At 68.1% G+C, this 21799-nt stretch carries 25 protein-coding genes; 15 read left to right on the forward strand and 10 right to left on the reverse strand.

Translation table 11 applies throughout. The annotated features are described in order from the left end of the window. The first annotated feature begins 32 nt into the window (after positions 1 to 32). From ABSY19_RS08140 to ABSY19_RS08150, 3 genes are all read left to right on the forward strand, one after another. Positions 33 to 1607 carry a benzoate-CoA ligase family protein gene (locus ABSY19_RS08140; protein WP_382161159.1) on the forward strand — a complete coding sequence of 525 codons (1575 nt, stop codon included), beginning with the start codon at positions 33 to 35 and terminating at the stop codon, positions 1605 to 1607. A 68-nt stretch (positions 1608 to 1675) separates the two neighbouring features. Then, positions 1676 to 1927, forward strand: a complete 252-nt coding sequence (locus ABSY19_RS08145) for a type II toxin-antitoxin system Phd/YefM family antitoxin (protein WP_382161162.1) — start codon at positions 1676 to 1678, stop codon at positions 1925 to 1927. After that, positions 1924 to 2178 carry a Txe/YoeB family addiction module toxin gene (locus tag ABSY19_RS08150; protein WP_382161165.1) on the forward strand — a complete coding sequence of 85 codons (255 nt, stop codon included), beginning with the start codon at positions 1924 to 1926 and terminating at the stop codon, positions 2176 to 2178. Before ABSY19_RS08145 ends, ABSY19_RS08150 begins: the two co-directional genes overlap by 4 nt. A gap of 13 nt (positions 2179 to 2191) precedes the next feature. Here the strand turns inward: ABSY19_RS08150 and apbC are convergent, their stop codons facing one another. Then, on the reverse strand, positions 2192 to 3283 hold the full coding sequence (gene apbC / locus ABSY19_RS08155) for an iron-sulfur cluster carrier protein ApbC (RefSeq protein ID WP_382161167.1): 1092 nt from the start codon (positions 3281 to 3283) through the stop codon (positions 2192 to 2194). A 160-nt stretch (positions 3284 to 3443) separates the two neighbouring features. Between apbC and metG the strand changes: the two genes are divergently transcribed. Continuing rightward, positions 3444 to 5498: a methionine--tRNA ligase gene (metG, locus tag ABSY19_RS08160; RefSeq protein ID WP_382161170.1), complete on the forward strand. Its 2055-nt coding sequence runs from the start codon at positions 3444 to 3446 to the stop codon at positions 5496 to 5498. 14 nt (positions 5499 to 5512) lie between these two features. After that, complete coding sequence (locus ABSY19_RS08165; protein ID WP_291115017.1) at positions 5513 to 6256, forward strand: YoaK family protein; 744 nt, start codon at positions 5513 to 5515, stop codon at positions 6254 to 6256. A 9-nt stretch (positions 6257 to 6265) separates the two neighbouring features. Here the strand turns inward: ABSY19_RS08165 and bamE are convergent, their stop codons facing one another. Next, a complete protein-coding gene (gene bamE / locus ABSY19_RS08170) occupies positions 6266 to 6793 on the reverse strand; it encodes an outer membrane protein assembly factor BamE (RefSeq protein WP_382161173.1) in 528 nt (175 codons plus the stop codon). 98 nt (positions 6794 to 6891) lie between these two features. Here bamE and ABSY19_RS08175 point away from each other — a divergent pair, with 98 nt between their 5' ends. From ABSY19_RS08175 to nadB, 4 genes are read left to right on the forward strand one after another with little or no spacing between them, the layout of a single operon-like run. Further along, positions 6892 to 8535: a SulP family inorganic anion transporter gene (locus tag ABSY19_RS08175; RefSeq protein WP_382161175.1), complete on the forward strand. Its 1644-nt coding sequence runs from the start codon at positions 6892 to 6894 to the stop codon at positions 8533 to 8535. Positions 8536 to 8594: 59 nt separating this feature from the next. Next, positions 8595 to 8807, forward strand: a complete 213-nt coding sequence (locus ABSY19_RS08180; protein WP_297398212.1) for a DUF3460 family protein — start codon at positions 8595 to 8597, stop codon at positions 8805 to 8807. Between the two features lie 12 nt (positions 8808 to 8819). Next, on the forward strand, positions 8820 to 9668 hold the full coding sequence (locus tag ABSY19_RS08185; protein ID WP_382161177.1) for a segregation and condensation protein A: 849 nt from the start codon (positions 8820 to 8822) through the stop codon (positions 9666 to 9668). Next, a complete protein-coding gene (gene nadB, locus ABSY19_RS08190; RefSeq protein WP_382161179.1) occupies positions 9665 to 11263 on the forward strand; it encodes an L-aspartate oxidase in 1599 nt (532 codons plus the stop codon). Before ABSY19_RS08185 ends, nadB begins: the two co-directional genes overlap by 4 nt. 7 nt (positions 11264 to 11270) lie before the next feature. Here the strand turns inward: nadB and nadA are convergent, their stop codons facing one another. Together nadA and nadC are read right to left on the reverse strand one after the other, a co-directional pair. Then, positions 11271 to 12380 (reverse strand): quinolinate synthase NadA, encoded by a 1110-nt coding sequence (nadA, locus tag ABSY19_RS08195; RefSeq protein ID WP_382161181.1) that lies wholly within the window; start codon positions 12378 to 12380, stop codon positions 11271 to 11273. Positions 12381 to 12410: 30 nt separating this feature from the next. Beyond that, positions 12411 to 13274, reverse strand: coding sequence for a carboxylating nicotinate-nucleotide diphosphorylase (gene nadC, locus ABSY19_RS08200; protein ID WP_382161183.1), 864 nt, complete (start codon positions 13272 to 13274; stop codon positions 12411 to 12413). Between the two features lie 72 nt (positions 13275 to 13346). On the opposite strand from nadC, the gene panB reads away from it, so the two are divergent. From panB to ABSY19_RS08215, 3 genes are read left to right on the forward strand one after another with little or no spacing between them, the layout of a single operon-like run. Further along, positions 13347 to 14234, forward strand: coding sequence for a 3-methyl-2-oxobutanoate hydroxymethyltransferase (gene panB / locus ABSY19_RS08205; RefSeq protein ID WP_382161190.1), 888 nt, complete (start codon positions 13347 to 13349; stop codon positions 14232 to 14234). A gap of 15 nt (positions 14235 to 14249) precedes the next feature. After that, positions 14250 to 15101 (forward strand): pantoate--beta-alanine ligase, encoded by an 852-nt coding sequence (panC, locus tag ABSY19_RS08210; RefSeq protein WP_382161192.1) that lies wholly within the window; start codon positions 14250 to 14252, stop codon positions 15099 to 15101. A gap of 17 nt (positions 15102 to 15118) precedes the next feature. Further along, positions 15119 to 15370 (forward strand): DUF1272 domain-containing protein, encoded by a 252-nt coding sequence (locus tag ABSY19_RS08215; RefSeq protein ID WP_291114999.1) that lies wholly within the window; start codon positions 15119 to 15121, stop codon positions 15368 to 15370. Here the strand turns inward: ABSY19_RS08215 and ABSY19_RS08220 are convergent. The 4 genes from ABSY19_RS08220 to ABSY19_RS08235 all read right to left on the reverse strand — a co-directional run bounded on the left by ABSY19_RS08220 (position 15367) and on the right by ABSY19_RS08235 (position 17681). Beyond that, a complete protein-coding gene (locus ABSY19_RS08220) occupies positions 15367 to 16383 on the reverse strand; it encodes an NAD(P)H-dependent glycerol-3-phosphate dehydrogenase (protein WP_382161195.1) in 1017 nt (338 codons plus the stop codon). The genes ABSY19_RS08215 and ABSY19_RS08220 overlap by 4 nt on opposite strands. Before the next feature lie 18 nt (positions 16384 to 16401). After that, on the reverse strand, positions 16402 to 16860 hold the full coding sequence (gene secB, locus ABSY19_RS08225) for a protein-export chaperone SecB (protein WP_291114995.1): 459 nt from the start codon (positions 16858 to 16860) through the stop codon (positions 16402 to 16404). A 110-nt stretch (positions 16861 to 16970) separates the two neighbouring features. Then, positions 16971 to 17228 carry a glutaredoxin 3 gene (grxC, locus tag ABSY19_RS08230; protein WP_291114993.1) on the reverse strand — a complete coding sequence of 86 codons (258 nt, stop codon included), beginning with the start codon at positions 17226 to 17228 and terminating at the stop codon, positions 16971 to 16973. 42 nt (positions 17229 to 17270) lie between these two features. Continuing rightward, on the reverse strand, positions 17271 to 17681 hold the full coding sequence (locus tag ABSY19_RS08235) for a rhodanese-like domain-containing protein (RefSeq protein ID WP_382161198.1): 411 nt from the start codon (positions 17679 to 17681) through the stop codon (positions 17271 to 17273). Positions 17682 to 17833: 152 nt separating this feature from the next. On the opposite strand from ABSY19_RS08235, the gene gpmA reads away from it, so the two are divergent. The 3 genes from gpmA to ABSY19_RS08250 all read left to right on the forward strand — a co-directional run bounded on the left by gpmA (position 17834) and on the right by ABSY19_RS08250 (position 21001). After that, positions 17834 to 18577 carry a 2,3-diphosphoglycerate-dependent phosphoglycerate mutase gene (gene gpmA / locus ABSY19_RS08240; RefSeq protein ID WP_291114989.1) on the forward strand — a complete coding sequence of 248 codons (744 nt, stop codon included), beginning with the start codon at positions 17834 to 17836 and terminating at the stop codon, positions 18575 to 18577. Between the two features lie 152 nt (positions 18578 to 18729). Next, the gene (locus ABSY19_RS08245; RefSeq protein WP_382161201.1) at positions 18730 to 20211 is read left to right on the forward strand and encodes a S41 family peptidase; all 1482 of its coding nucleotides are present in this window, start codon (positions 18730 to 18732) and stop codon (positions 20209 to 20211) included. Positions 20212 to 20248: 37 nt separating this feature from the next. Next, positions 20249 to 21001 (forward strand): HesA/MoeB/ThiF family protein, encoded by a 753-nt coding sequence (locus ABSY19_RS08250; RefSeq protein ID WP_382161204.1) that lies wholly within the window; start codon positions 20249 to 20251, stop codon positions 20999 to 21001. A 9-nt stretch (positions 21002 to 21010) separates the two neighbouring features. Here ABSY19_RS08250 and ABSY19_RS08255 read toward each other — a convergent pair whose 3' ends face one another. Together ABSY19_RS08255 and ABSY19_RS08260 are read right to left on the reverse strand one after the other, a co-directional pair. Further along, positions 21011 to 21517: a thermonuclease family protein gene (locus ABSY19_RS08255; RefSeq protein WP_382161207.1), complete on the reverse strand. Its 507-nt coding sequence runs from the start codon at positions 21515 to 21517 to the stop codon at positions 21011 to 21013. Then, complete coding sequence (locus ABSY19_RS08260; protein ID WP_291114983.1) at positions 21514 to 21735, reverse strand: hypothetical protein; 222 nt, start codon at positions 21733 to 21735, stop codon at positions 21514 to 21516. The genes ABSY19_RS08255 and ABSY19_RS08260 overlap by 4 nt, the downstream gene beginning before the upstream one ends. Positions 21736 to 21799 lie beyond the last annotated feature (64 nt).

The raw sequence follows: 21799 nt of genomic DNA on the forward strand, positions 1-21799 counted from the left end.
CGAACCCCGCGAACCGCAGAGGAGACAACCCCATGGACACCACCGTCGCGCCGCCCCCCGAGCGCTTCAACTTCGCGCGCCACCTGCTGGACCTCAACAGCGGCCGCGCGGCCAAGATCGCCCTGATCGACGACCAGGGCCAGCTGAGCTACGGCGAACTCGGCGACCAGGTGCGGCGGTTTTCCGCCGCGCTCAGCGCGCTGGGCCTGCGCCGCGAAGAGCGCGTGCTGCTGCTCATGCACGACAGCAGCGACTGGGTGGTGGCCTTCCTCGGCGCGCTGCACGCGGGCGTGGTGCCGGTGGCGGTGAACACCCTGCTGACCGCGCAGGACTACGCGTACATGATGGCCAACAGCCGCGCCCAGGCCGCGCTGGTGTCGGCCGCGCTGCTACCCACGCTGCAGACCGCGCTGGACCACCTGAGTGCCCAGGGCGGCCACGAGGTGAAACACGTCATCGCCTCGCGCGCCACGGGCGCCCTGCCCGAGGGCGTGCACCACTTCACCACCCTGGTGGGCAGCCACGCACCGGCGGCGCAGGCCGCCGACACACACGGCGACGAGCCCGCGTTCTGGCTGTATTCCTCGGGCTCCACCGGCGCGCCCAAGGGCACGGTGCACACCCAGGCCAACCTGTACTGGACCGCCGAGCTGTATGGCAAGGGCGTGCTGGCGCTGCGCGAGAACGACGTGGTGTTCTCCGCCGCCAAGCTGTTCTTCGCCTACGGCCTGGGCAACGCGCTGAGCTTCCCGCTCACCGTGGGCGCCAGCGTGGTGCTGATGGCCGAGCGCCCGACGCCGCAGGCCTGCTTCAAGCGCTTCAAGGACCAGCAGCCCACGGTGTTCTACGGCGCGCCCACCGGCTACGGCGGCATGCTCGCCGCCGCCGACCTGCCGAAGAAGAGCGAGGTGGCGCTGCGCCTGTGCTCCTCGGCCGGCGAGGCCCTGCCGCAGGACATCGGCCAGCGCTGGACGAACCACTTCGGCGTCGAGATCATCGACGGCATCGGCTCCACCGAGATGCTGCACGTGTTCCTCTCCAACCGCCCTGGCGACGTGCGCTACGGCACCACCGGCAAACCCGTGCCGGGCTACCAGATCGAACTGCGTGGCGAGGACGGCCAGCCCGTGGCCGACGGCGAGATCGGCGACCTCTACATCAAGGGCCCGAGCGCCGCGCTGATGTACTGGAACAACCGCGGCAAGAGCCGCGACACCTTCCAGGGCGGCTGGACCAAGGCCGGCGACAAGTACACGCGCGACGTGGACGGCTACTGCACCTACGCGGGCCGCAACGACGACATGCTCAAGGTCAGCGGCATCTACGTGAGCCCGTTCGAGGTGGAGGCCACGCTGGTGCAGCACCCCGCCGTGCTCGAAGCCGCCGTGATCGGCAAGACCGACGCCGACGGCCTGACCAAGACCAAGGCCTTCGTGGTGCTCAAGGCCGGCGCTCAGGCCACCGAAGCCGAACTGCAGGCCTTCGTGAAGGAAAAGCTCGCGCCCTACAAGTACCCGCGCTTCATCGAGTTCCTGCCGGAACTGCCGAAGACCGCCACGGGCAAGATCCAGCGCTTCCGGCTGCGGGAGCGGGAGACAGGGACCTGACGACCTGGCCAAGCAGGCCGGACAACAGAGGCGTACAATAATGCGTACAAGTACCAAAAGGAGTACGCATGAACACCATCACCTACAGCGCTGCCCGAGCCAACCTGGCCACCACCATGGACCAGGTGTGCGAAGACCATGAGCCCCTGATCATCACCCGGGGTGGGGAACGCTCGGTGGTGATGCTCTCGCTGGAAGACTACAAGGCGCTGGAAGAAACCGCCTACCTGCTGCGCAACCCCACCAACGCACGGCGCCTGCTGTCGTCCGTATCCCAGCTGGCCGCCGGGAAGGGAAGCGAGCGGGGGCTGGCCGAGTGAGGCTGGTGTTCTCGGACGAAGCCTGGGAAGACTACCTGTACTGGCAAAAGCAAGACCGCAAAATGGTCGAGCGCATCAACAAGCTGATCCGCGAGGTGATGCGAGAACCCTTTGCCGGTGTGGGCAAGCCCGAGCCGCTCAAGCACGCGCTGTCGGGTTTCTGGTCCCGGCGCATCACGGACGAGCACCGCATGGTGTACCGCATCGAAGGCGATGCGCTGCAACTGGCCCAGTTGCGCTACCACTACTGACGGCAGGAAGGCTTCAGGTGTCCTTCGAAATCTTGATCGAAGGGAACTTGCTGGAGAAGTCCTTAGACTTGGCCGCGATCTTGATCGCCACCTGCCGCGCCACGCCCTTGTAGAGGTTGGCGATCTCGCCCTCGGGGTCCGCCACCACCGTGGGCATGCCGCTGTCGGCCTGCACGCGGATGCTCATGTTCAGCGGCAGCGCGCCCAGGTAGTCCATGCCGTATTCGGCCGCCATCTTCTTGCCGCCGTCGGCGCCGAAGATGTGCTCCACGTGGCCGCACTTCTCGCACACGTGCACCGCCATGTTCTCCACGATGCCCAGGATGGGCACGCCCACCTTCTCGAACATCTTGATGCCCTTGCGCGCGTCGAGCAGCGCGATGTCCTGCGGCGTGGTCACGATCACCGCGCCGGTGAGCGGCACGCGCTGGCTCAGCGTGAGCTGGATGTCGCCGGTGCCCGGCGGCATGTCGACGATGAGGTAGTCGAGGTCGCTCCAGTTGGTCTGGCGCAGCAGCTGTTCCAGCGCCTGCGTGGCCATGGGGCCGCGCCAGATCATGGCTTCGTCGCGGTCGATCAGGAAGCCGATGGAGATCACCTGCACGCCGTAGTTTTCCAGCGGGTCCATGGTCTTGCCGTCCGAGCTCTCGGGCCGGCCTTCCACGCCCATCATCATGGGCTGGCTGGGGCCGTAGATGTCGGCGTCCAGGATGCCGACCTTCGCGCCCTCGGCGGCCAGCGCCAGCGCGAGGTTGACGGCGGTGGTGCTCTTGCCCACGCCGCCCTTGCCCGAGGCCACGGCGATGATGTTCTTCACGTTGGGCATGAGCTGCACACCGCGCTGCACGGCGTGCGCGACGATCCTGGTGCCCATGTTGACCGAGACGTTGTCCACGCCGGGCACGCTCTTGGCTGCCGCGATCAGCGCGCGGCGCAGCGACGGCAGCTGGCTCTTGGCCGGGTAGCCCATCTCCACCTCGAACGAGACATCGCCCTCGGCCACCTGCAGGTTCTTCACCGCCTTGGTGGAGACAAAATCCTTGCCGGTGTTCGGATCGACAACGGCTTGCAGCGCGGTCAGCAGTGCCTGGGAATCAACGGCCATGGGAAACGGTCTCCTGAGAGGGGGGGTGGGGTATCGGTGTTGTGAGGGGTGCGGGAGCGTGGGGAAGTCTAACGTGACCCCCGGGTCAAGGGCATACACACAGGCGCCATGAGGGCATCGGCCCGTAAAATGGCCGGTTCCCCGACAGAAAGCCCTTCCCATGAGCCAGCGACGCCTGTTCGTCACCACCGCCCTGCCCTATGCCAACGGCCATTTCCACATCGGCCACATCATGGAGTACATCCAGGCCGACATCTGGGTGCGTTTCCAGCGCATGCAGGGCCACGAGGTGAACTTCGTCTGCGCCGACGACGCGCACGGCGCCCCCATCATGATCGCCGCCGACAAGGCCGGCAAAACCCCGCAGCAGTTCGTGGCCGACATCGCCGCCGGCCGCAAGCCGTATCTGGACGGCTTCCACATCGGCTTCGACAACTGGCACAGCACCGACGGCCCGGAAAACCACGCGCTGGCCCAGGACGTGTACCGCGCGCTCAAGGCCAACGGCCTGATCGAGACGCGCACCATCGAGCAGTTCTTCGACCCCGAGAAGAACATGTTCCTGCCCGACCGCTTCATCAAGGGCGAGTGCCCGAACTGCCACGCCAAGGACCAGTACGGCGACAACTGCGAGGTCTGCAGCAAGGTCTACAGCCCGACCGACCTGATCAACCCCTACTCGGCCCTCTCGGGCGCCAAGCCGGTGCTCAAGCAGTCGGAGCACTTCTTCTTCAAGCTCTCCGACCCGCGCTGCCTGGCCTTTCTTGACCAGTGGACCCAGAGCGGCGCGGTGCAGCCCGAGGTGCTCAACAAGATCAGCGAGTGGATCGAACCCGGCGAGGACGGCAAGCCCAAGATGGGCGACTGGGACATCAGCCGCGACGCGCCCTACTTCGGCATCGAGATCCCGGACGCCCCGGGCAAGTACTTCTACGTGTGGCTGGACGCGCCGGTGGGCTACCTGGCCTCGCTGAAGAACCTGTTCGACAAGACCGGCCGCGACTTCGATGCCTTCATGGCCGACCCGAGCACCGAGCAGTACCACTTCATCGGCAAGGACATCATCACCTTCCACACCCTGTTCTGGCCCGCGATGCTGAAGTTCAGCGGCCGCAAGGTGCCCAACGCGGTGTTCGTGCACGGCTTCCTCACCATCAACAACGGCGAGAAGATGAGCAAGAGCCGGGGCACCGGCCTGGACCCGCTGAAGTACCTGCAGCTGGGCATGAACCCCGAATGGCTGCGCTACTACCTGGCCGCCAAGCTGAGCAGCCGCAACGAAGACCTGGACTTCAACCCCGAGGACTTCATGCTGCGCGTCAACAGCGACCTGGTGGGCAAGTACATCAACATCGCCTCGCGCGCGGCCGGCTTCATCGCAAAGCGCTTCGAGGGCCGCCTGGGTGAGGTCTCGGCCGACGGCGACGCGCTGCTCGACCACCTGCAGAGCGCCGCGCCCAGCGTCGCCGAGCTCTACGCCGAGCGCGAGTACGGCAAGGCGCTGCGCGAGATCATGCTGCTGGCCGACCGCGTGAATGCCTATGTGGACCAGAACAAACCCTGGGAACTCGCCAAGCAGGAGGGCATGGACGGCCGCCTGCACGACGTGTGCACCACCTGCATCGAGGCCTTCCGCCTGCTCACGCTCTACCTCAAGCCGGTGCTGCCCGCGCTCGCCGCGCAGGTGGAGGACTTCCTGCAGGCCGCGCCGCTGCAGTTCGCCCACACCACGCGCCTGCTCGGCAAGGGACACGCGATCAAGGCCTACCAGCACCTGATGCAGCGCGTGGACGTGAAGCAGCTCGATGCCCTGTTCGAGCCGCCACCGGCGCCCGCGCAGGCCGCCGCGGTGCCGGGGGGCGAACCGATCGCCGACACGATCACCATCGACGACTTCGCCAAGATCGACCTGCGCATCGCGCAGATCGTGAACTGCGAGGCGGTGGAAGGTTCGAGCAAGCTGCTGCGCCTCACGCTCGACGTGGGCGAGGGTCGCACGCGCAACGTGTTCAGCGGCATCGCCAGCGCCTACGCGCCCGAAGACCTGGTGGGCAAGCTCACCGTGGTGGTGGCCAACCTCGCGCCGCGCAAGATGAAGTTCGGCGTCAGCGAAGGCATGGTGCTGGCCGCCAGCCACGCCGACGAGAACGCCGAGCCCGGCATCCACGTGCTCAACCCCTGGCCGGGCGCCACGCCGGGCATGCGGGTGCGCTGAACGGCGGCCCGCCCGTGTTCAAACCGATCCGGGGCTTCACCAGTCTGCAGCGCACGCCGCAGACCGATCTGAAGCTCGGCTCGGTGCTGGCCTTCGTGGCCGGGGCGGCCAACGCGGGCGGTTTGCTGGCCGTGGGCCAGTACACCTCGCACATGACGGGCATCGTGTCGTCGGTGGCCGACCACCTGGTGCTGGGCGAACTCACGCTGGCCCTGGCCGGCCTGGGCTCGGTGCTGGCCTTCCTGCTCGGGGCCATGACCACGGCCTGGCTGGTGAACTGGGGCCTGCGCCGCGAACTGCGCAGCGCCTACGGCCTGCCCCTGGTGCTGGAGGCCGCCGCGCTGCTGGTGTTCGGCCTGTTCGGTGCCGCCATGGGTTTCATGACGCCGGTCTTCCTGCCGCTCACCGTGGTGCTGCTGTGTTTCATCATGGGCCTGCAGAACGCGGTGATCACCAAGATCTCGCGCGCGACCATCCGCACCACCCACGTCACCGGCCTGGTGACGGACCTGGGCATCGAGCTGGGCAAGCTGCTCTACGTGAACCGGCAACCGGGCGCCGCGCCGGTGCGGGCCCACCGCGGCCGGCTGCGCGTGCACGGCCAGCTGATCGCCTGCTTCTTCTTCGGCGGGCTGGCCGGCGCGCTGGGCTTCAAGCACCTGGGTTTCATCAGCACCCTGCCGCTGGCGCTGATGCTCCTGCTGCTGGTGATGCGCCCGGCACTGGACGACTGGCAGCGGCTGCGGGCAGCCGCCTGACGCCGCCGTTCAGCGGTTCTTGTCCAGGTCCGGGTCGCGCACCGACATCGTGCGCACCACCTTGAGGTCGGCGTCGAACACCACGGTGAACACCTGGGACTCGCCCACGTTCGGGCTTTCGAAGTAGCGCCAGTCGTAGTGCGTCTCGCGCTTGAGCGCGTAGGTGGTGATCTTCATGGGCTTGCCCAGCATGCGGCGCACCGCCTCCATGGGCATGCCGGGCTGCACCTGGGCAAAGGTGCGCGGGTTGAGCACCTGGCGCAGCGAGGCCATCTTGCCGTCCGGGCCGATGGTGATCATGTAGTTGGTGTGGCCCGCGGGCTGGCGGTTGTACTCGTAGATCTGCGCGCCGTCCTCGCCTTCCCACACCGCCTCGGGCGCGCCGAAGCGTTCGCGCACGTCGGCCTCGGTGGACACGCCCTCTTCCAGCTCGCTGATGTTCTGCGGGTCGCAGGCCGCCAGCAGGCCCGCCAGGCCGAGCCCGCCCAGCAGCGCCAGCGCGCCACGCCACGTCTTGCCCATCGCCGCTGTTCGCATGTCGGTCCTTGTCCAGATCAAAAGGCCAGTCTAATGCCCGACCCCATGGCTCAAGCTTGGCGGGCGGCACGAACCGTAGCCAAAGGTAACATCGCCCCATGTTCCAAGGCCTGCCGCCCCTGGCGCCGTTCCGCCCCCGCCTGCTGAAAGACCTGCAAGGCTACAACCGCGACAAGCTCGCGCGCGACGTGGGTGCGGGTGCCACGGTGGGCATCGTGGCGCTGCCGCTGGCCATGGCCTTCGCGATCGCCAGCGGCCTCAAGCCCGAGGCCGGTCTGTGGACCGCGATCATCGCGGGCTTCCTGATCTCGGCCCTGGGCGGCACCTCGATGCAGATCGGCGGCCCGGCCGGCGCCTTCATCGTCATCGTCTACGGCATCGTCGAGCGCTACGGCGTGGCCAACCTGCTGATCGCCACCGCCAGCGCGGGCGTGCTGCTGTTCCTGCTGGGCCTCTTCCGGCTCGGCACGCTGGTGCGCTACGTGCCGGTGAGTGTCGTGATCGGCTTCACCAACGGCATCGCGGTGCTGATCGCGCTGTCGCAGGTGCGCGACCTGCTCGGGCTGGACATCGCGAAGATGCCGGGCAGCTTTTTCGGCCAGATGAAGGCCCTGGCGCAGCACCTCGACAGCTTCAACCCCTTCGCCTTCGCGCTCGGCGGCCTGTGCGTGCTGGGCCTGTTCGTCTGGCCGCGCCTGTGGGCGGTGGACTTCCAGTTCCGCCGCCAGATCGAGAAGCTGGACCGGGTGAGCGCGCTCAAGGCCACCTCGCGCCTGCCCGGCCCGGTGGTGGCCCTGGTCACGCTCACGCTGCTGGCCTGGGCCCTGAGCCTGCCGGTGGAGACCATCGGCACGCGCTTTGGCGGCATCCCGCGCGGCACGCCGGCCTTCGAGCTGCCCGACTTCTCGTGGGAGACGGTGCGCCTGCTGGTCACGCCCACGCTGACCATCGCGCTGCTGGGCGCCATCGAATCGCTGCTGTGCGCGCGCGTGGCCGACCAGCTGAGCGACGCGCCCAAGCACGACCCCAACCAGGAGCTGATGGCGCAAGGCGTCGCCAACGCCGTGGTGCCCTTCTTCGGCGGCATGCCCGCCACCGGCACCATCGCGCGCACCGTGACCAACATCCGCTCGGGCGCCGCCTCGCCGGTGGCCGGCATGGTGCACGCGCTCACGCTGGCCGCCGTGGTGCTGGTGGCCGCGCCCCTGGCGTACCACATCCCGCTGGCGGTGCTGGCCGGTGTGCTGCTGTTCGTGGCCTGGAACATGGGCGAGTGGCGCGAGTTCGGGCGCCTGAGGCAGTTCAGCAACCACTACCGGTTGATGCTGCTGTCCACCTTCTTCGTCACCATCGTCTTCGACCTCACGGTGGCGGTCGAGCTCGGTCTGGTGCTGGCGGTGGTGCTGTTCGTGCGCCGCCAGAGCGAGATCTTCCGCGCCGAGCCGGTGGCGCGCACCGAGCAGCAGGCCACCTACAAGCTCTACGGCTCGCTGTTCTTCGGCGCCGTGGCCAAGATCGACCCCATCGTCGCGGACGTGGAGCGCTCCCCCACGCCGATCAACGTGATGCTGGACGCCAGCCACATGATCTCGCTCGACACCACCGGGCTGGACGCGCTCGAACAGCTGCACAAGGCGGTGCACAAGCGCGGCGGCCACCTGGGCATGGTGGGCCTGCACGCCCAGCCGCGTTCGCTGATCGAACGCTCGGGCTTCGCGGGGCGGCTGAACACCTTCCAGTGAGGCCCCGGGGCGGCCCGGTAAAATCGGCCTCTTTCCCTCCGCGCACCACCGAGCCCACCATGTCCATCTTCCGCCGCCCCGACTACCAATCCGACACGACGCAGTTCATCGAACAGCTCAAGGCCGGCAAGCCGGGGCTGGAGCAGTCGCAGCGCCAGGGGCGCGCCCTGCTCTGGGACAAGCAGATCGACCGCGAATTCCAGGCCAAGGCCGAGGCCGCCCGCGTGCCCCAGCAACCCTACGTCTACCAGACCGGCTCCGACCACGCCTGATCGGCCTCCTGCATGAGCGATCCGCACACGCTCAACGAGGCCCCTCAGGGCCTGGACGATGTCCTGCCATCGGTGGTGGACCACGTGGCGCTGGCGCGGCTCTACGGCGAACCGCTGTTCGCCATGCCGCGCGACCTGTACATCCCGCCGGACGCGCTGCAGATCTTCCTGGAGGCCTTCGAGGGCCCGCTGGACCTGCTGCTCTACCTGATCCGCAAGCAAAACTTCAACATCCTCGACATCCCGATGGCGGCGGTGACCCGCCAGTACCTCACCTACGTCGATGAGATCCGCGCCAGCAACCTGGAGCTGGCGGCCGAGTACCTGCTGATGGCGGCCATGCTGATCGAGATCAAGTCGCGCATGCTGCTGCCGCCCAAGAAGACGGCCGAAGGTGAGGAACCGGAAGACCCGCGCGCCGAGCTGGTGCGCCGCCTGCTCGAGTACGAGCAGATGAAACTGGCCGCGCACCGCCTGGCCGACAGCCCGCAGTACGGCCGCGATTTCCTGCGCGCCCAGGTCTATGTGGAACAGGCCCTGGCGCCGCGCTTCCCGGACGTGAACGCGATCGACCTGCAAAGCGCCTGGCGCGACATCCTCAAGCGCGCCAAGCTCGTGCAGCACCACAAAATCAGCCGCGAGGAACTCTCGGTGCGCGAGCACATGAGCATCGTGCTGCGCCACCTGCAGGGCCGCAAGTTCGTCGAGTTCGGCGAACTGTTCGATCCCTCGCAAGGCTCGCCGGTGCTGGTGGTCACCTTCATCGCCATGCTCGAACTCGCCAAGGAAACGCTGATCGAGCTGACCCAGGCCGAGGCCTTCGCCCCCATCTACGTCCGTCTCGCCTACACCCCTGCATGACCGACCAACACCGCTTCGACGTCCTCATCATCGGCAGCGGCCTGGCCGGTCTCACCGCCGCGCTGCACCTGGCCAAGACCCACCGCGTGGCGGTGATCACCAAGCGCGCGCTCAGCGACGGCTCGAGCAACTGGGCGCAAGGCGGCATTGCCGCCGTGCTGGCCGAGGGCGACAGCGTGGCCTCGCACGTGGAAGACACCCTGGTGGCCGGCGCCGGCCTTTGCGACCTGGAAGCCACGCAGTTCACGGTGGAGAACGCCCCGGCCGCCATCGCCTGGCTGCAGGAACTCGGCGTGCCGTTCTCGCTGGAAGGCGGTGAACTGCACCTGACCCGCGAGGGCGGCCACAGCCACCGCCGCATCGTGCACGCGGCCGACGCCACCGGCGCGGCCGTGCAGGCCACGCTCATCGAGCGCGTGCGCGCCACGCCCGAGATCCGGCTGTTCGAGCACCACATGCTGGTCGACCTCATCACCGACCGCAAACACCCGTGCACCGATGGCCAGCCGCGCTGCTTCGGCGCCTATGTGCTCGACACCGAGCGCGACGAAGTCCTGACCTTCAGTGCCACCCATACGGTGCTGGCCACGGGCGGCGCGGGCAAGGTCTACCTCTACACCACCAACCCCGACACCGCGACCGGCGACGGCATCGCCGCGGCCTGGCGCGCCGGCTGCCAGGTGGGCAACATGGAATTCATCCAGTTCCACCCGACCTGCCTGTACCACCCGCACGCCAAGAGCTTCCTCATCACCGAGGCGGTGCGCGGCGAGGGCGGCCACCTCAAGCTGCCGCCCCACCTGGGCAGCCACCGCTTCATGCCCGACCACGACCCGCGCGCCGAACTGGCGCCCCGCGACGTGGTGGCGCGCGCGATCGACTTCGAGATGAAAAAGCACGGGCTGGACTGCGTGCACCTGGACATCTCGCACCAGCCGCCCGAGTTCCTGCACGAGCATTTCCCCAACATCCTCGCGCGCTGCGCCGAGCTGGGCATCGACATCACGCGCGAGCCGATTCCCGTGGTGCCGGCCGCGCACTACACCTGCGGCGGCGTGGTGACCGACCTGGCCGGCCACACCGACATCGCCGGCCTGTACGCGGTGGGCGAAACCACCTGCACCGGCCTGCACGGCGCCAACCGCCTGGCCAGCAACTCGCTGGTGGAATGCATGGTGTTCGCGCAAGGGGCGGTCAACGCGATCCGCAACGCCCCGGCGGCACCCGCCGCGCCGGCCGCGCCGCTGTGGGACGACAGCCGCGTGACCGACGCCGACGAGCAGGTCGTGATCTCGCACAACTGGGACGAACTGCGCCGCTTCATGTGGGACTACGTCGGCATCGTGCGCACCAACAAGCGGCTGGAACGCGCGGCGCACCGCATCGCGCTGCTGCAGCGCGAGATCCAGGAGTTCTACTCGCAGTTCCACGTCACACGCGACCTGCTGGAGCTGCGCAACCTGGTGCAGGTGGCCGACCTGATCGTGAAGTCCGCCCTGTTGCGGCACGAGAGCCGCGGCCTGCATTTCAGCCGCGACTACCCCGGGCTGCTGCCCGAGGCGAAACCGACGATCCTCGTTCCCCCGAGCCGATAAACCGGGTTCAGGCCGCGCCGATGTTCGGGATGAGCGCGCCGGGGTTCTGACCGTTGCGCTGCGCACCGGTGAAGGCCAGCATGCGGTCGATCGGCCGGCGCGCCAGCGGGATCAGCGCCGGGTCGACGTGGATCTCGTTGAGGCCTTTTTCCAGGATCTGCGCCACGCCCGCCAGGCCGTTCATCGCCATCCAGGGGCAGTGCGCGCAGCTCTTGCAGGTGGCGCTGTTGCCGGCCGTGGGCGCCTCGATGAACACCTTGCCCGGGTTCTGCTGGCGCAGCATGTGCATCATGCCGTTGTCGGTCGCGACGATGAACTCGGGCGCGTCCAGCGTGCGCGCGGCCTTCAGGATGGCCGAGGTCGAACCCACGGCATCGGCCAGCGCGATCACGTCGGCCGGGCTTTCCGGGTGCACCAGCACCTTGGCCCTGGGGTGCTCCTTCTTGAGCGCCTCGAGCTCAAAGGCCTTGAACTCGTCGTGCACGATGCACGAGCCGGTCCACATCACCATGTCGGCGCCGGTCTCGCGCTGGATGTAGGCACCCAGGTGCTTGTCGGGCGCCCACAGGATCTTGTGGCCCTTCTCCTTGAGCGCCTGCACGATGTCGAGCGCGCAGCTGGAGGTGACCAGCCAGTCCGAGCGCGCCTTCACGGCCGCGCTGGTGTTGGCGTAGACCACCACGGTGCGATCAGGGTGGGCGTCGCAGAAGGCATTGAACTCGTCGATCGGGCAACCCAGGTCGAGCGAGCAGTTCGCATCGAGGTCGGGCATGAGCACGGTCTTTTCGGGGCTCAGGATCTTGGCGGTCTCGCCCATGAAGCGCACGCCCGAGACCACCAGCGTGGTGGCCGCGTGGTCGCGGCCGAAGCGCGCCATCTCCAGCGAATCGCTCACGATGCCGCCGGTCTCGATGGCGAGGTCCTGCAGGTCGGGGTGCACGTAGTAGTGCGACACCATGACCGCGTTGCGCTCCTTCAGCAGCTGGCGGATGCGCTCCTTGAGCGCGGCGCGCTGCTTCGGGCCGGGCTCGACCGGCACGCGCGCCCAGGCATGCTGCGTGGGGCAGGCCGGCTGTTCGTATTCCACGTCGATGACGGAAGGGTCTGCGGTGTTCATGGGGTCGTTGTGTCTCGGGGTTCCGGCGCCTCAGAGCGTCTGGAAGCGCATGGAAAAGTCGGTGGCCTTGACGTCCTTGGTGAGGGCGCCGACAGAGATGCGGTCGACCCCGGTTTCTGCAAGGGCCCGCACGGTGTCCAGGTTCACGCCACCGGAGATTTCAAGAATCGCGCGGCCGGCGTTGAGCCGCACCGCCGCGTGGAGCGTGGGGATGTCCATGTTGTCGAGCAGCACCATGGTGGCGCCGCAAGCCAGGGCCTCTTCGAGCTGGGCCAGGGTCTCGACCTCGATCTCGACGAAACGCGCCTCGGGCGCGGTCTCGCGCACGCGCTGCAGCACCTGGGCCACACCACCGGCCGCGGCGATGTGGTTTTCCTTGATCAGCACCGCGTCGTACAGGCCGATGCGGTGGTTCACGCCGCCGCCGGTCTTCACCGCGTACTTCTGGGCCAGGCGCAGGCCCGGCAGGGTCTTGCGCGTGTCCACGATCTGCGCGCGCGTGCCCGCCACGGTGTCGACGAAGGTGGCGGTCTTGGTGGCCACGGCCGAGAGCAGCTGCAGGAAGTTGAGCGCGGTGCGCTCGGCCGTGAGCAGCGCCTGCGCACGCCCCTCGATGGCGAGCACGGTCTGGTCGGCGGCGCAGCGCTGGCCTTCGCCCACGTGCCAGGTCAGCGTGGCCTGGGGGTCGAGCGCGTGCACGGCGGCCTCCACCCAGGGCGTGCCGCAGATCACGGCCGCTTCGCGCGCCAGAATGCGCGCCTGCGCGGGGCGCTGCGCGTCCACCAGCGCGGCAGTCAGGTCACCCGCACCCACGTCTTCGGCCAGCGCCAGCGCCACGTCGCGCCGGGCCAGCTCCTGCACGTCGGCCTGGGTGAATTCAGAGAGGTGTTTCATGGGGCGCAAGCATAGCGGTTTGGTCTATAGTGCCCGATTCTCACCCACCCCCAACCCCTGCGGGATTTCCAGATGAGCACCCCCACAAACCCCACGCCCATGGCCACCCCCTACGGCACCCTGCCCGCGGCCTCGCCCCTGCCCCAGCGCAAGCCGGTGAGCCTACCCCGGTTGAACGAGCTGCGCGAGCGGGGCGAGAAGATCACCATGCTCACCGCCTACGACGCGACCTTCGCCGCCGTGGCCGACGCCGCCGGCGTGGAATGCATCCTGGTCGGTGATTCGCTGGGCATGGTGTGCCAGGGCCTGGCCAGCACGGCGGGCGTGACGCTGGAGACCATGGCCTACCACGTGGAGAGCGTGGCGCGCGGCCTGCGCCGCGTGCAGGGCACGGCCTGGCTGCTCGGCGACCTGCCGTTCGGCAGCTACCACGAGTCCAAGGAACAGGCCATGCGCAGCGCGGCGCAACTGGTGCACGCCGGCGCCCACATGATCAAACTCGAAGGCGGCGGCTGGACGGCCGAGACCGTGCGGTTCCTGGTGGAGCGCGGCATCCCCGTGTGCGCCCACCTGGGCCTGACCCCGCAGACCGTGCACGCCCTGGGCGGCTACCGCGTGCAGGGCCGTGGCGACGCGGCCGCGCTCACGCTCAAGCGCCACGCGCTGGAGCTGCAGGACGCCGGCGCCACCATGCTGGTGCTCGAGATGGTGCCGGCCGCGCTGTCGGCCGAGATCACCGGCCAGCTGCCGCACTGCCACACCATCGGCATCGGCGCGGGCAAGGGCACGGCCGGCCAGGTGCTGGTGATGCACGACATGCTCGGTGTCAACCTGGGCAAGAACCCGAAGTTCGTGCGCAACTTCATGGAAGGCGCCAGCAGCGTGCGCGACGCCATGGCCGCCTACGTGGCCGCGGTGAAGGACGGCAGCTTCCCCGACGACAGCCTGCACGCCTGGTAAATCAACGATCCACCCATGAAACTCGTTCACACCATCGAAGAGTTGCGCGCCACGCTGCGGCCCTTCAACGCGCCTGCCCTCGTGCCCACCATGGGCAACCTGCACGACGGCCACCTGGATCTGGTGCGCGCCGCCAAACCCCTGGGCGACGTGACCGTGGCCAGCATCTTCGTCAACCGCCTGCAGTTCGCGCCGCACGAGGACTTCGACACCTACCCCCGCACCCTGCAGACCGATTGCGACAAGCTCGCCGCCGAAGGCTGCGACGTGGTGTTCGCCCCGTCGGAAAAGGAGCTGTACCCCGAGCCCCAGGGCTTCAAGGTGCAGCCGCCCGCCGAGCTGGCCGACATCCTCGAAGGCCATTTCCGGCCCGGCTTCTTCACCGGGGTCTGCACCGTGGTGATGAAGCTGTTCCAGTGCGTGCTGACCGAGGGCAAAGGCCCGCGCCACGCGGTCTTCGGCCAGAAGGACTACCAGCAGCAGATGGTGATCCGCCGCATGGCGCAGCAGTTCGCCCTGCCGGTGACCATCGTGAGCGTGCCCACGCAGCGCGCGGCCGATGGCCTGGCGCTGAGTTCGCGCAATGGTTACCTGAGCGAGACCGAACGCGCCGAGGCAGTGCAGCTCTCGCTGGCCTTGCGGGCGCTGGGGCGCGACGCCCTGGCCGCCGCCGATGGCCTGGCGCGGCACCTGCCGGGGCTGGAAGAACGCGCCATGAAGGCCCTGGCCGCGCGCGGCTGGCAGCCCGACTACCTCACCGTGCGCCGCCGCGCCGACCTGCAGGCGCCGCAAGCCGGCGACCCGCTGGTGGTGCTGGGCGCCGCGCGCCTGGGCAAGACGCGCCTGATCGACAACTTCGAAATCTGAGTTCCCGGAGGTCCGCCATGCTGCAACTGCGCCCCAATTGCGAATGCTGCAACCGGGACCTGCCCAACGAAAGCACCGAGGCGCGCATCTGCACCTTCGAATGCACGTTCTGCAGCGACTGCGCCGACACCCGGCTGAACCACACCTGCCCCAATTGCGGCGGTGAACTGGTGCGTCGCCCACGCCGGCCGGCGGCGGCGCTGGCGCGGCATCCGGCCTCGACCGAGCGCGTGCTCAAGCCCGAAGGCTGCGCGTCAGCGGCGGCCTAGAGGCCTTCTTCTTTCGGGTCGCGCCCCATGAGCGCGGCCACGGCCTGCGCTGGCTTGAGCCGGCCTTCGATCAAGGCCACCACGCCCTCGCTGATCGGCATGTCCACGCCGAGCAGGCGCGCGCGCTGCACCGCGGTGCGGGCGCTGTACACGCCCTCGGCCACGTGGCCCAGCGAGTCCACCGCCTGCTGAAGGCTCATGCCCTGCGCCAGCAGCTGGCCGACACGGCGGTTGCGCGAGAGATCGCCGGTGGCGGTGAGCACCAGATCACCCAGGCCCGACAGGCCCATGAAGGTCTCGGCGCGCGCGCCGAGGGCCAACCCCAGGCGCGTCATTTCGGCCAGGCCACGCGTGATCAGCGCGGCGCGCGCGTTCAGGCCCAGGTCCAGGCCATCGCACAGGCCGGTGGCGATGGCCAGCAGGTTCTTCACCGCGCCGCCCACCTCCACGCCCACGATGTCCTCGTTGGCGTACACGCGCAGCGTGGGGCTGTGGAACGCGGCCACCAGCATGTCGCGCACGCTGGCGTGTTCGCTCGCGGCCACCAAGGCGGTCGGTTGGCCCCGCGCCACTTCCTGCGCGAAGCTCGGGCCGCTGAGCACCCCGGCCTTGAGCCGTGGCGCCACCTGGGCGCGCACCTCATGGCCCAGCAGGCCATGGTGGCCCTCGCGCGGTGCCTCGAAACCCTTGCAGAGCCAGGCCACGGGCGCGGGATGCGATGCCAGCACCTGCAACATGCCGCGCAGGCCCGACATGGGCGTGCCGATGATCAGCAGGTCGGCCTCGGCCAAGGCCTTCGAGGACGCGTCCAGCGGACCGGCATCGATGCCCACCGAGGGCGGCAGGGCCACGCCCGGCAGGTAGCGCCGGTTCTCGCGCTGCGCGCGCATGTCATCGGCCTGCTGCGCATCGCGCGCCCACAGCGTCACCTGGCGGAACTCGCCGCCCTGGGCGGCCGCGCCGACGGCCAGGGCGGTGCCCCAGGCGCCCGCTCCGAGCACGACGATGTTCATGGGTCCCGGCGAGAGGACTTACTGCGTGACGATGCGCGGTGCGTCGTCGGCGGCTTGCGCCTGCTGCTGCTCGTACATGGCCTGGAAGTTGATCTCGGCCAGGTGCACCGGCGGGAAACCGCCGCGCTGGACGATATCGGCCACGTTGCTGCGCAGGTAGGGGTAGACGATCTGCGGGCAGGCGATGCCCATGATCGGGCCCATCTGGTCCTGCGGCAGGTTGCGGATCTCGAAGATGCCGGCTTGTTTGGCCTCGACCAGGAACACGGTCTTGTCCTTGATCTTGGTGGTCACCGTGGCGGTGACGCAGACCTCGTACACGCCATCGGCCACCGGGCTGGCTTCCACGCCGAGCTGGATGTCCACCGTGGGCTGCTCCTGCTCCAGCAGGATGGCCGGGGAATTGGGTTGTTCCAGGGACGCTTCCTTGAGGTAGACGCGCTGGATCTGGAAGATGGGGTCCTGGTTTTCTGCCATGGTGGTGTCTCGAAAGATTCGGGGAGGAAAAAACAAACCCGCCGGGGATCGAAGTCCCTGCGGCGGGCACTGGCCGGGATTATGTCAGCCCGGCAAGGCGGCTTTGTGACTCAGGCCTGCAGCATCGGCACCAGGCCGCCGCGCCCATCGAGCGCGTGCAGGTCGTCGCAACCGCCCACATGGGTGTCCCCGATGAAGATCTGCGGCACGCTGGTGCGCCCGGTGAGCTGGGTCATCTGGGCGCGCAGTTCGGGCTTGCCGTCCACGTACACCTCTTCCAGGTCGGACACGCCCCGCCGGTCGAGCAGGGCCCGGGCCCGGCTGCAATACGGGCAGTACGCGCTGGTGAACATCTTGACCTTGGCCATGCGGAAATCCTGTCGAACCCGATGAAAAACAAGCCCAGATGATCAGGCTTTTTCCACGGGCAGGTTGGCGGTGCGCCAGGCACCCATGCCACCGGTCAGGGCATGCGCGTTCTCGTAACCCAGCTTCTTGGCGATGGCCACGCCCTTGTTCGCGCTCGCGCCATTGGCGCACACGAAGATCAGCGGCAGCGCCTTGTTCTTGACCGTGGTGGGCAGCTTGGCCTCCAGGTCGGCCAGAGGCAGGTTTTTCGCGCCGATCACGTGGCCCGACGCAAAACCATCGGCGTCGCGCACGTCCACCACCACCGCCTTGTCGCGGTTCATGAGCTGCACGGCCTCGGTCGTGTTGAGGGACCCCGCGCGACCGCCGGCAGAGGCCAGCGGCCAGAGCAGGAAGGCCCCCGACGTGATGGCCACGGCAATCAGAACCCAGTTTTCGATGAAGAAACTCACAGATACACCTTTCGAGTAAGCCCGGGATTTTAGAATGCTTGGCTGTGCCGCGCCGGCCACATCCCGGTGGCACGTCACCCGACAGGCCGGTTGGCCCGGCTTGTGATCCCCCCGTCCGTCCCCATTTCCGCTCTTCAACGCACGCCCTGCCCATGTACAAACTCGTCCTGATTCGCCATGGCGAATCCACCTGGAACCTGGAAAACCGCTTCACCGGCTGGACCGACGTGGACCTCACCGCCACCGGCCTGGAGCAGGCCAAGAACGCCGGCCGTCTGCTCAAGGCCGAGGGTTACGACTTCGATCTGGCCTACACCAGCGTGCTCAAGCGCGCCACGCGCACCCTGTGGCACGCGTTGGACGAGATGGACCGCACCTGGTTGCCGGTGGTGCACAGCTGGCGCCTCAACGAGCGCCACTATGGTGCATTGCAGGGCCTGAACAAGGCCGACATGGCCAAAAAGTACGGCGACGAGCAGGTGCTGGTCTGGCGGCGCAGCTACGACACGCCGCCGCCGGCCCTGGAGGCCACGGACCCGCGCAGCGAGCGCGGCGACCGGCGCTACGACCGCCTCAAGCCCGAAGAAATCCCGCTCACCGAGTGCCTCAAGGACACGGTGGCACGTGTCTTGCCCTTCTGGAACGAAGCCATGGCGCCGGCGATCAAGGCCGGCAAACGGGTGGTGGTGGCGGCGCATGGCAACAGCATCCGCGCCCTGGTGAAGTACCTCGATGGCATTTCCGACAACGACATCGTGGGCGTGAACATCCCGAACGGCATTCCACTGGTGTACGAACTCGACGCGGATCTGAAACCGATCCGGCATTTCTACCTGGGCGATGCCGAGGCGGCGGCGAAGGCCGCGGCGGCGGTGGCCGCGCAGGGCAAGGCCTGAAACCGGCGATCCGTCACGACAACCCGGGGAATACCACTGTGGAGCCCCGGGAACCGAAGCATCTCGCCATGCTCCAAGGTGTATATTGACCCGAGAGGGTCCCGCAGGCCCTGCACGGGCTTTTTTACTGGGGTATTTCGATGGCAAAACAGGTGAGTCACAAGCTGAAGATTGCAGGCTGGGTGGCCATTGGCGTGGTCGCCGGCGCGCTGACCACGGTGCAGTTGCAGGCGGTTGCGCGCGGTGCGCTGGCCCCGCTGCCGCTGGAAGAGCTGCAGCAGCTCGCCGCCGTCTTCGGCATGGTCAAGAGCGACTATGTGGAACCGGTGGACGAGAAGAAGCTCATCTCCGAAGCCATTTCGGGCATGGTCGCGAGTCTGGACCCGCATTCGCAGTACTTCGACAAGAAGTCGTTCAAGGAATTCCGCGAAGGCACCAGCGGGCGCTTCGTCGGCGTGGGCATTGAAATCACGATGGAGGACGGCCTGGTCAAGGTGGTCTCGCCCATCGAGGACTCCCCCGCCTTCCGCGCCGGCCTCAAGACCGGCGACCTGATCACCAAGATCGACGACACCCAGGTCAAGGGCCTGAGCATCAACGACGCCGTCAAGCTCATGCGTGGCGAGCCGCGCACCAAGGTGCTGCTCAACATCTACCGCAAGGACGAGAACCGCAGTTTCCCCGTGACGATCACGCGCGAGGAAATCAAGACGCAGAGCGTGAAGTCGCGCGTGGTCGAACCCGGCTACGCATGGGTGCGCGTGTCGCAGTTCCAGGAGCGCACGATCGAGGACTTCGCCCGCAAGATGGAAGACATCTACAAGGCGGACCCCAACCTCAAGGGCATCGTGCTTGACCTGCGCAACGACCCGGGCGGCCTGCTCGACGCGGCCGTCGCCCTGTCCGCCGCCTTCCTGCCCGACAACGTGACCGTGGTCTCCACCAACGGCCAGCTCGAGGACAGCAAGTTCACCTACAAGGCCATTCCGCAGCACTACCTGCGCCGCGGCGGCACCGACCCCATCAAGCGCCTGACCGACAACACGCAGGGTGCGCTCAAGCGCGTGCCGCTGGTGGTGCTGGTCAACGAAGGCTCGGCTTCGGCCAGCGAGATCGTGGCCGGCGCCCTGCAGGACCACAAGCGCGCCACCATCCTGGGCAGCCAGACCTTCGGCAAGGGCTCGGTGCAGACGGTGCGTCCACTGGGCCCCGACACGGGCCTCAAGCTCACCACGGCGCGCTACTACACGCCGTCGGGCAACTCCATCCAGGCCAAGGGCATCGTGCCCGACGTGATGGTCGATGAAACGCCCGAGGGCAACGTGTTCGCCGCGCTGCGCACGCGCGAAGCCGATCTGCAGAAGCACCTGAACAACGGCACCGAAGCCGTCAAGGGCGACCAGGGCATGACCGACGCCCAGCGCGCCGCCGAGCAGCAGCGCGACGAGGCCCGCGAAGCCGCGCGCAAGCGCCTGGAAGAGGAAGCCAAGAAGAACCCGAACCAGCGTCTCGTGCCCGAGTTCGGTACCGACAAGGACTTCCAGCTGACGCAGGCGCTCAACCAGCTCAAGGGCCAGCCGGTGCTGATCAGCAAGACGCTGTCGGTGCGCACCGAAGAGAAAAAAGAAAACTGATGGATGCCGCGGGCGGTGACCGCCTGCGGCAAGACCCTTGGACGACGCCCAGCTCCTGCGCTACTCGCGCCACATCCTGCTCAACGAACTCGGGGTCGAAGGCCAGGAAGCCCTGCTGGCTTCGCACGCGCTGGTGATCGGCGCGGGCGGCCTGGGCTCTCCGGTGGCGCTCTACCTGGGCAGTGCCGGTGTCGGCCACATCACGCTGGTGGACCACGACACGGTGGACGAGACCAACCTGCAGCGGCAGATCGCGCACAACCTCGCGCGTGTGGGCCACCGCAAGGCCGAATCGGCGCGCGAGGCGATCACCGCCATCAACCCGGACGTGCGCGTCACCACCGTCACCCAGCGGGCCGATGCGGCGCTGCTGGACCAGCTGGTGTCGCAGGCCGACGTGGTGCTGGACTGCACCGACAACTTCGCCACCCGCCACGCCATCAACCGCGCCTGCGTGAACCACCGCAAGCCGCTGGTGTCGGGCGCGGCGATTCGCATGGATGGCCAGCTCAGCGTGTTCGATCCCCGCACCCCGGGCAACCCGTGTTACGCCTGCGTGTTCCCCGAGGACGCCGGTGTGGAGGAGGCCCTGTGCGCCACCATGGGCGTGTTCGCGCCGCTGGTGGGCATCGTGGGCACCATGCAGGCGGCCGAAGCGCTCAAGCTGCTGACCGGCCTGGGCTCGCGCCTCACGGGCAAGCTGCTGATGATCGATGGGCGAGACCTGGCCTTCACGCCGATCTCGCTGCCGCAGAACCCGCAATGCGCGGTCTGCGGCCAGGCCCACTGAAGCCTTTCGTCAATCGGGCCGCGGGCAAGGCCCATGGCGCTGGCGGAACTCGCGTGGCAACTCGGCCGAGGCATCGGCGAACAGACCCTTGCGGCCCTGCCTGGCACGCGCCTCTTCGGCCTGGAAAGGCCCCAGGCTGCGGCGCCAGCGGTAGGACCAGGCCTGGCCTTGCGCCACCATCCAGGCGGCGATGTCGTCGTCCTGGTGCGTGAGTCTGGCCAGCCCACGGCCGTAGTCGTCGTGATGGCGCACGCTGACCGCCACCACCTGGTTCAACACCCGCCGGGCCAGCGCATCGCGCGAGGCCGTGCCGCCGGCCTGGCAGATCTCGGGCGCGTCGATGCCATCGAGGCGCAGCTTGCGGTAACGGCCACCGTCCAGCGGCTTGACCCACAGCGTGTCGCCATCGAACACGCGGCTGACCCGGGCGGCGTACACCGTCGGCTCATCCGCCGCCGCGTGCAGCGCCCCGGCGCTCGCCAGCGCCAGGGCAGCGCAGAAAAACGCCCGCCTCAACCCTTCTTGCCGCCCAGCACCAGCAGCACCGCGCCGACCACGATGGCGCCGACACCGGCCCACACCGGCACGTTGACGGTTTCCTTCTGCTTCACCGACAGCTCCAACGGCCCCAGCTTCACGGCTTCCGTGTCCTTGGTGTAGCTGAAGCTGCCATACACCAGGCCGAGCACACCGGCGACGATGAGCACGATACCGACCAGCTTGGCTGCGTTCATGGGGATTTCCTCGAAGGCTTGTGCTTCCGCCGGCCGACCCGAGTGTCGGCGGCGCAGCGCAAGC

This window comes from Hydrogenophaga sp. ANAO-22, assembly GCF_042466645.1.
Taxonomy (GTDB): Bacteria; Pseudomonadota; Gammaproteobacteria; order Burkholderiales; family Burkholderiaceae_C; genus Hydrogenophaga.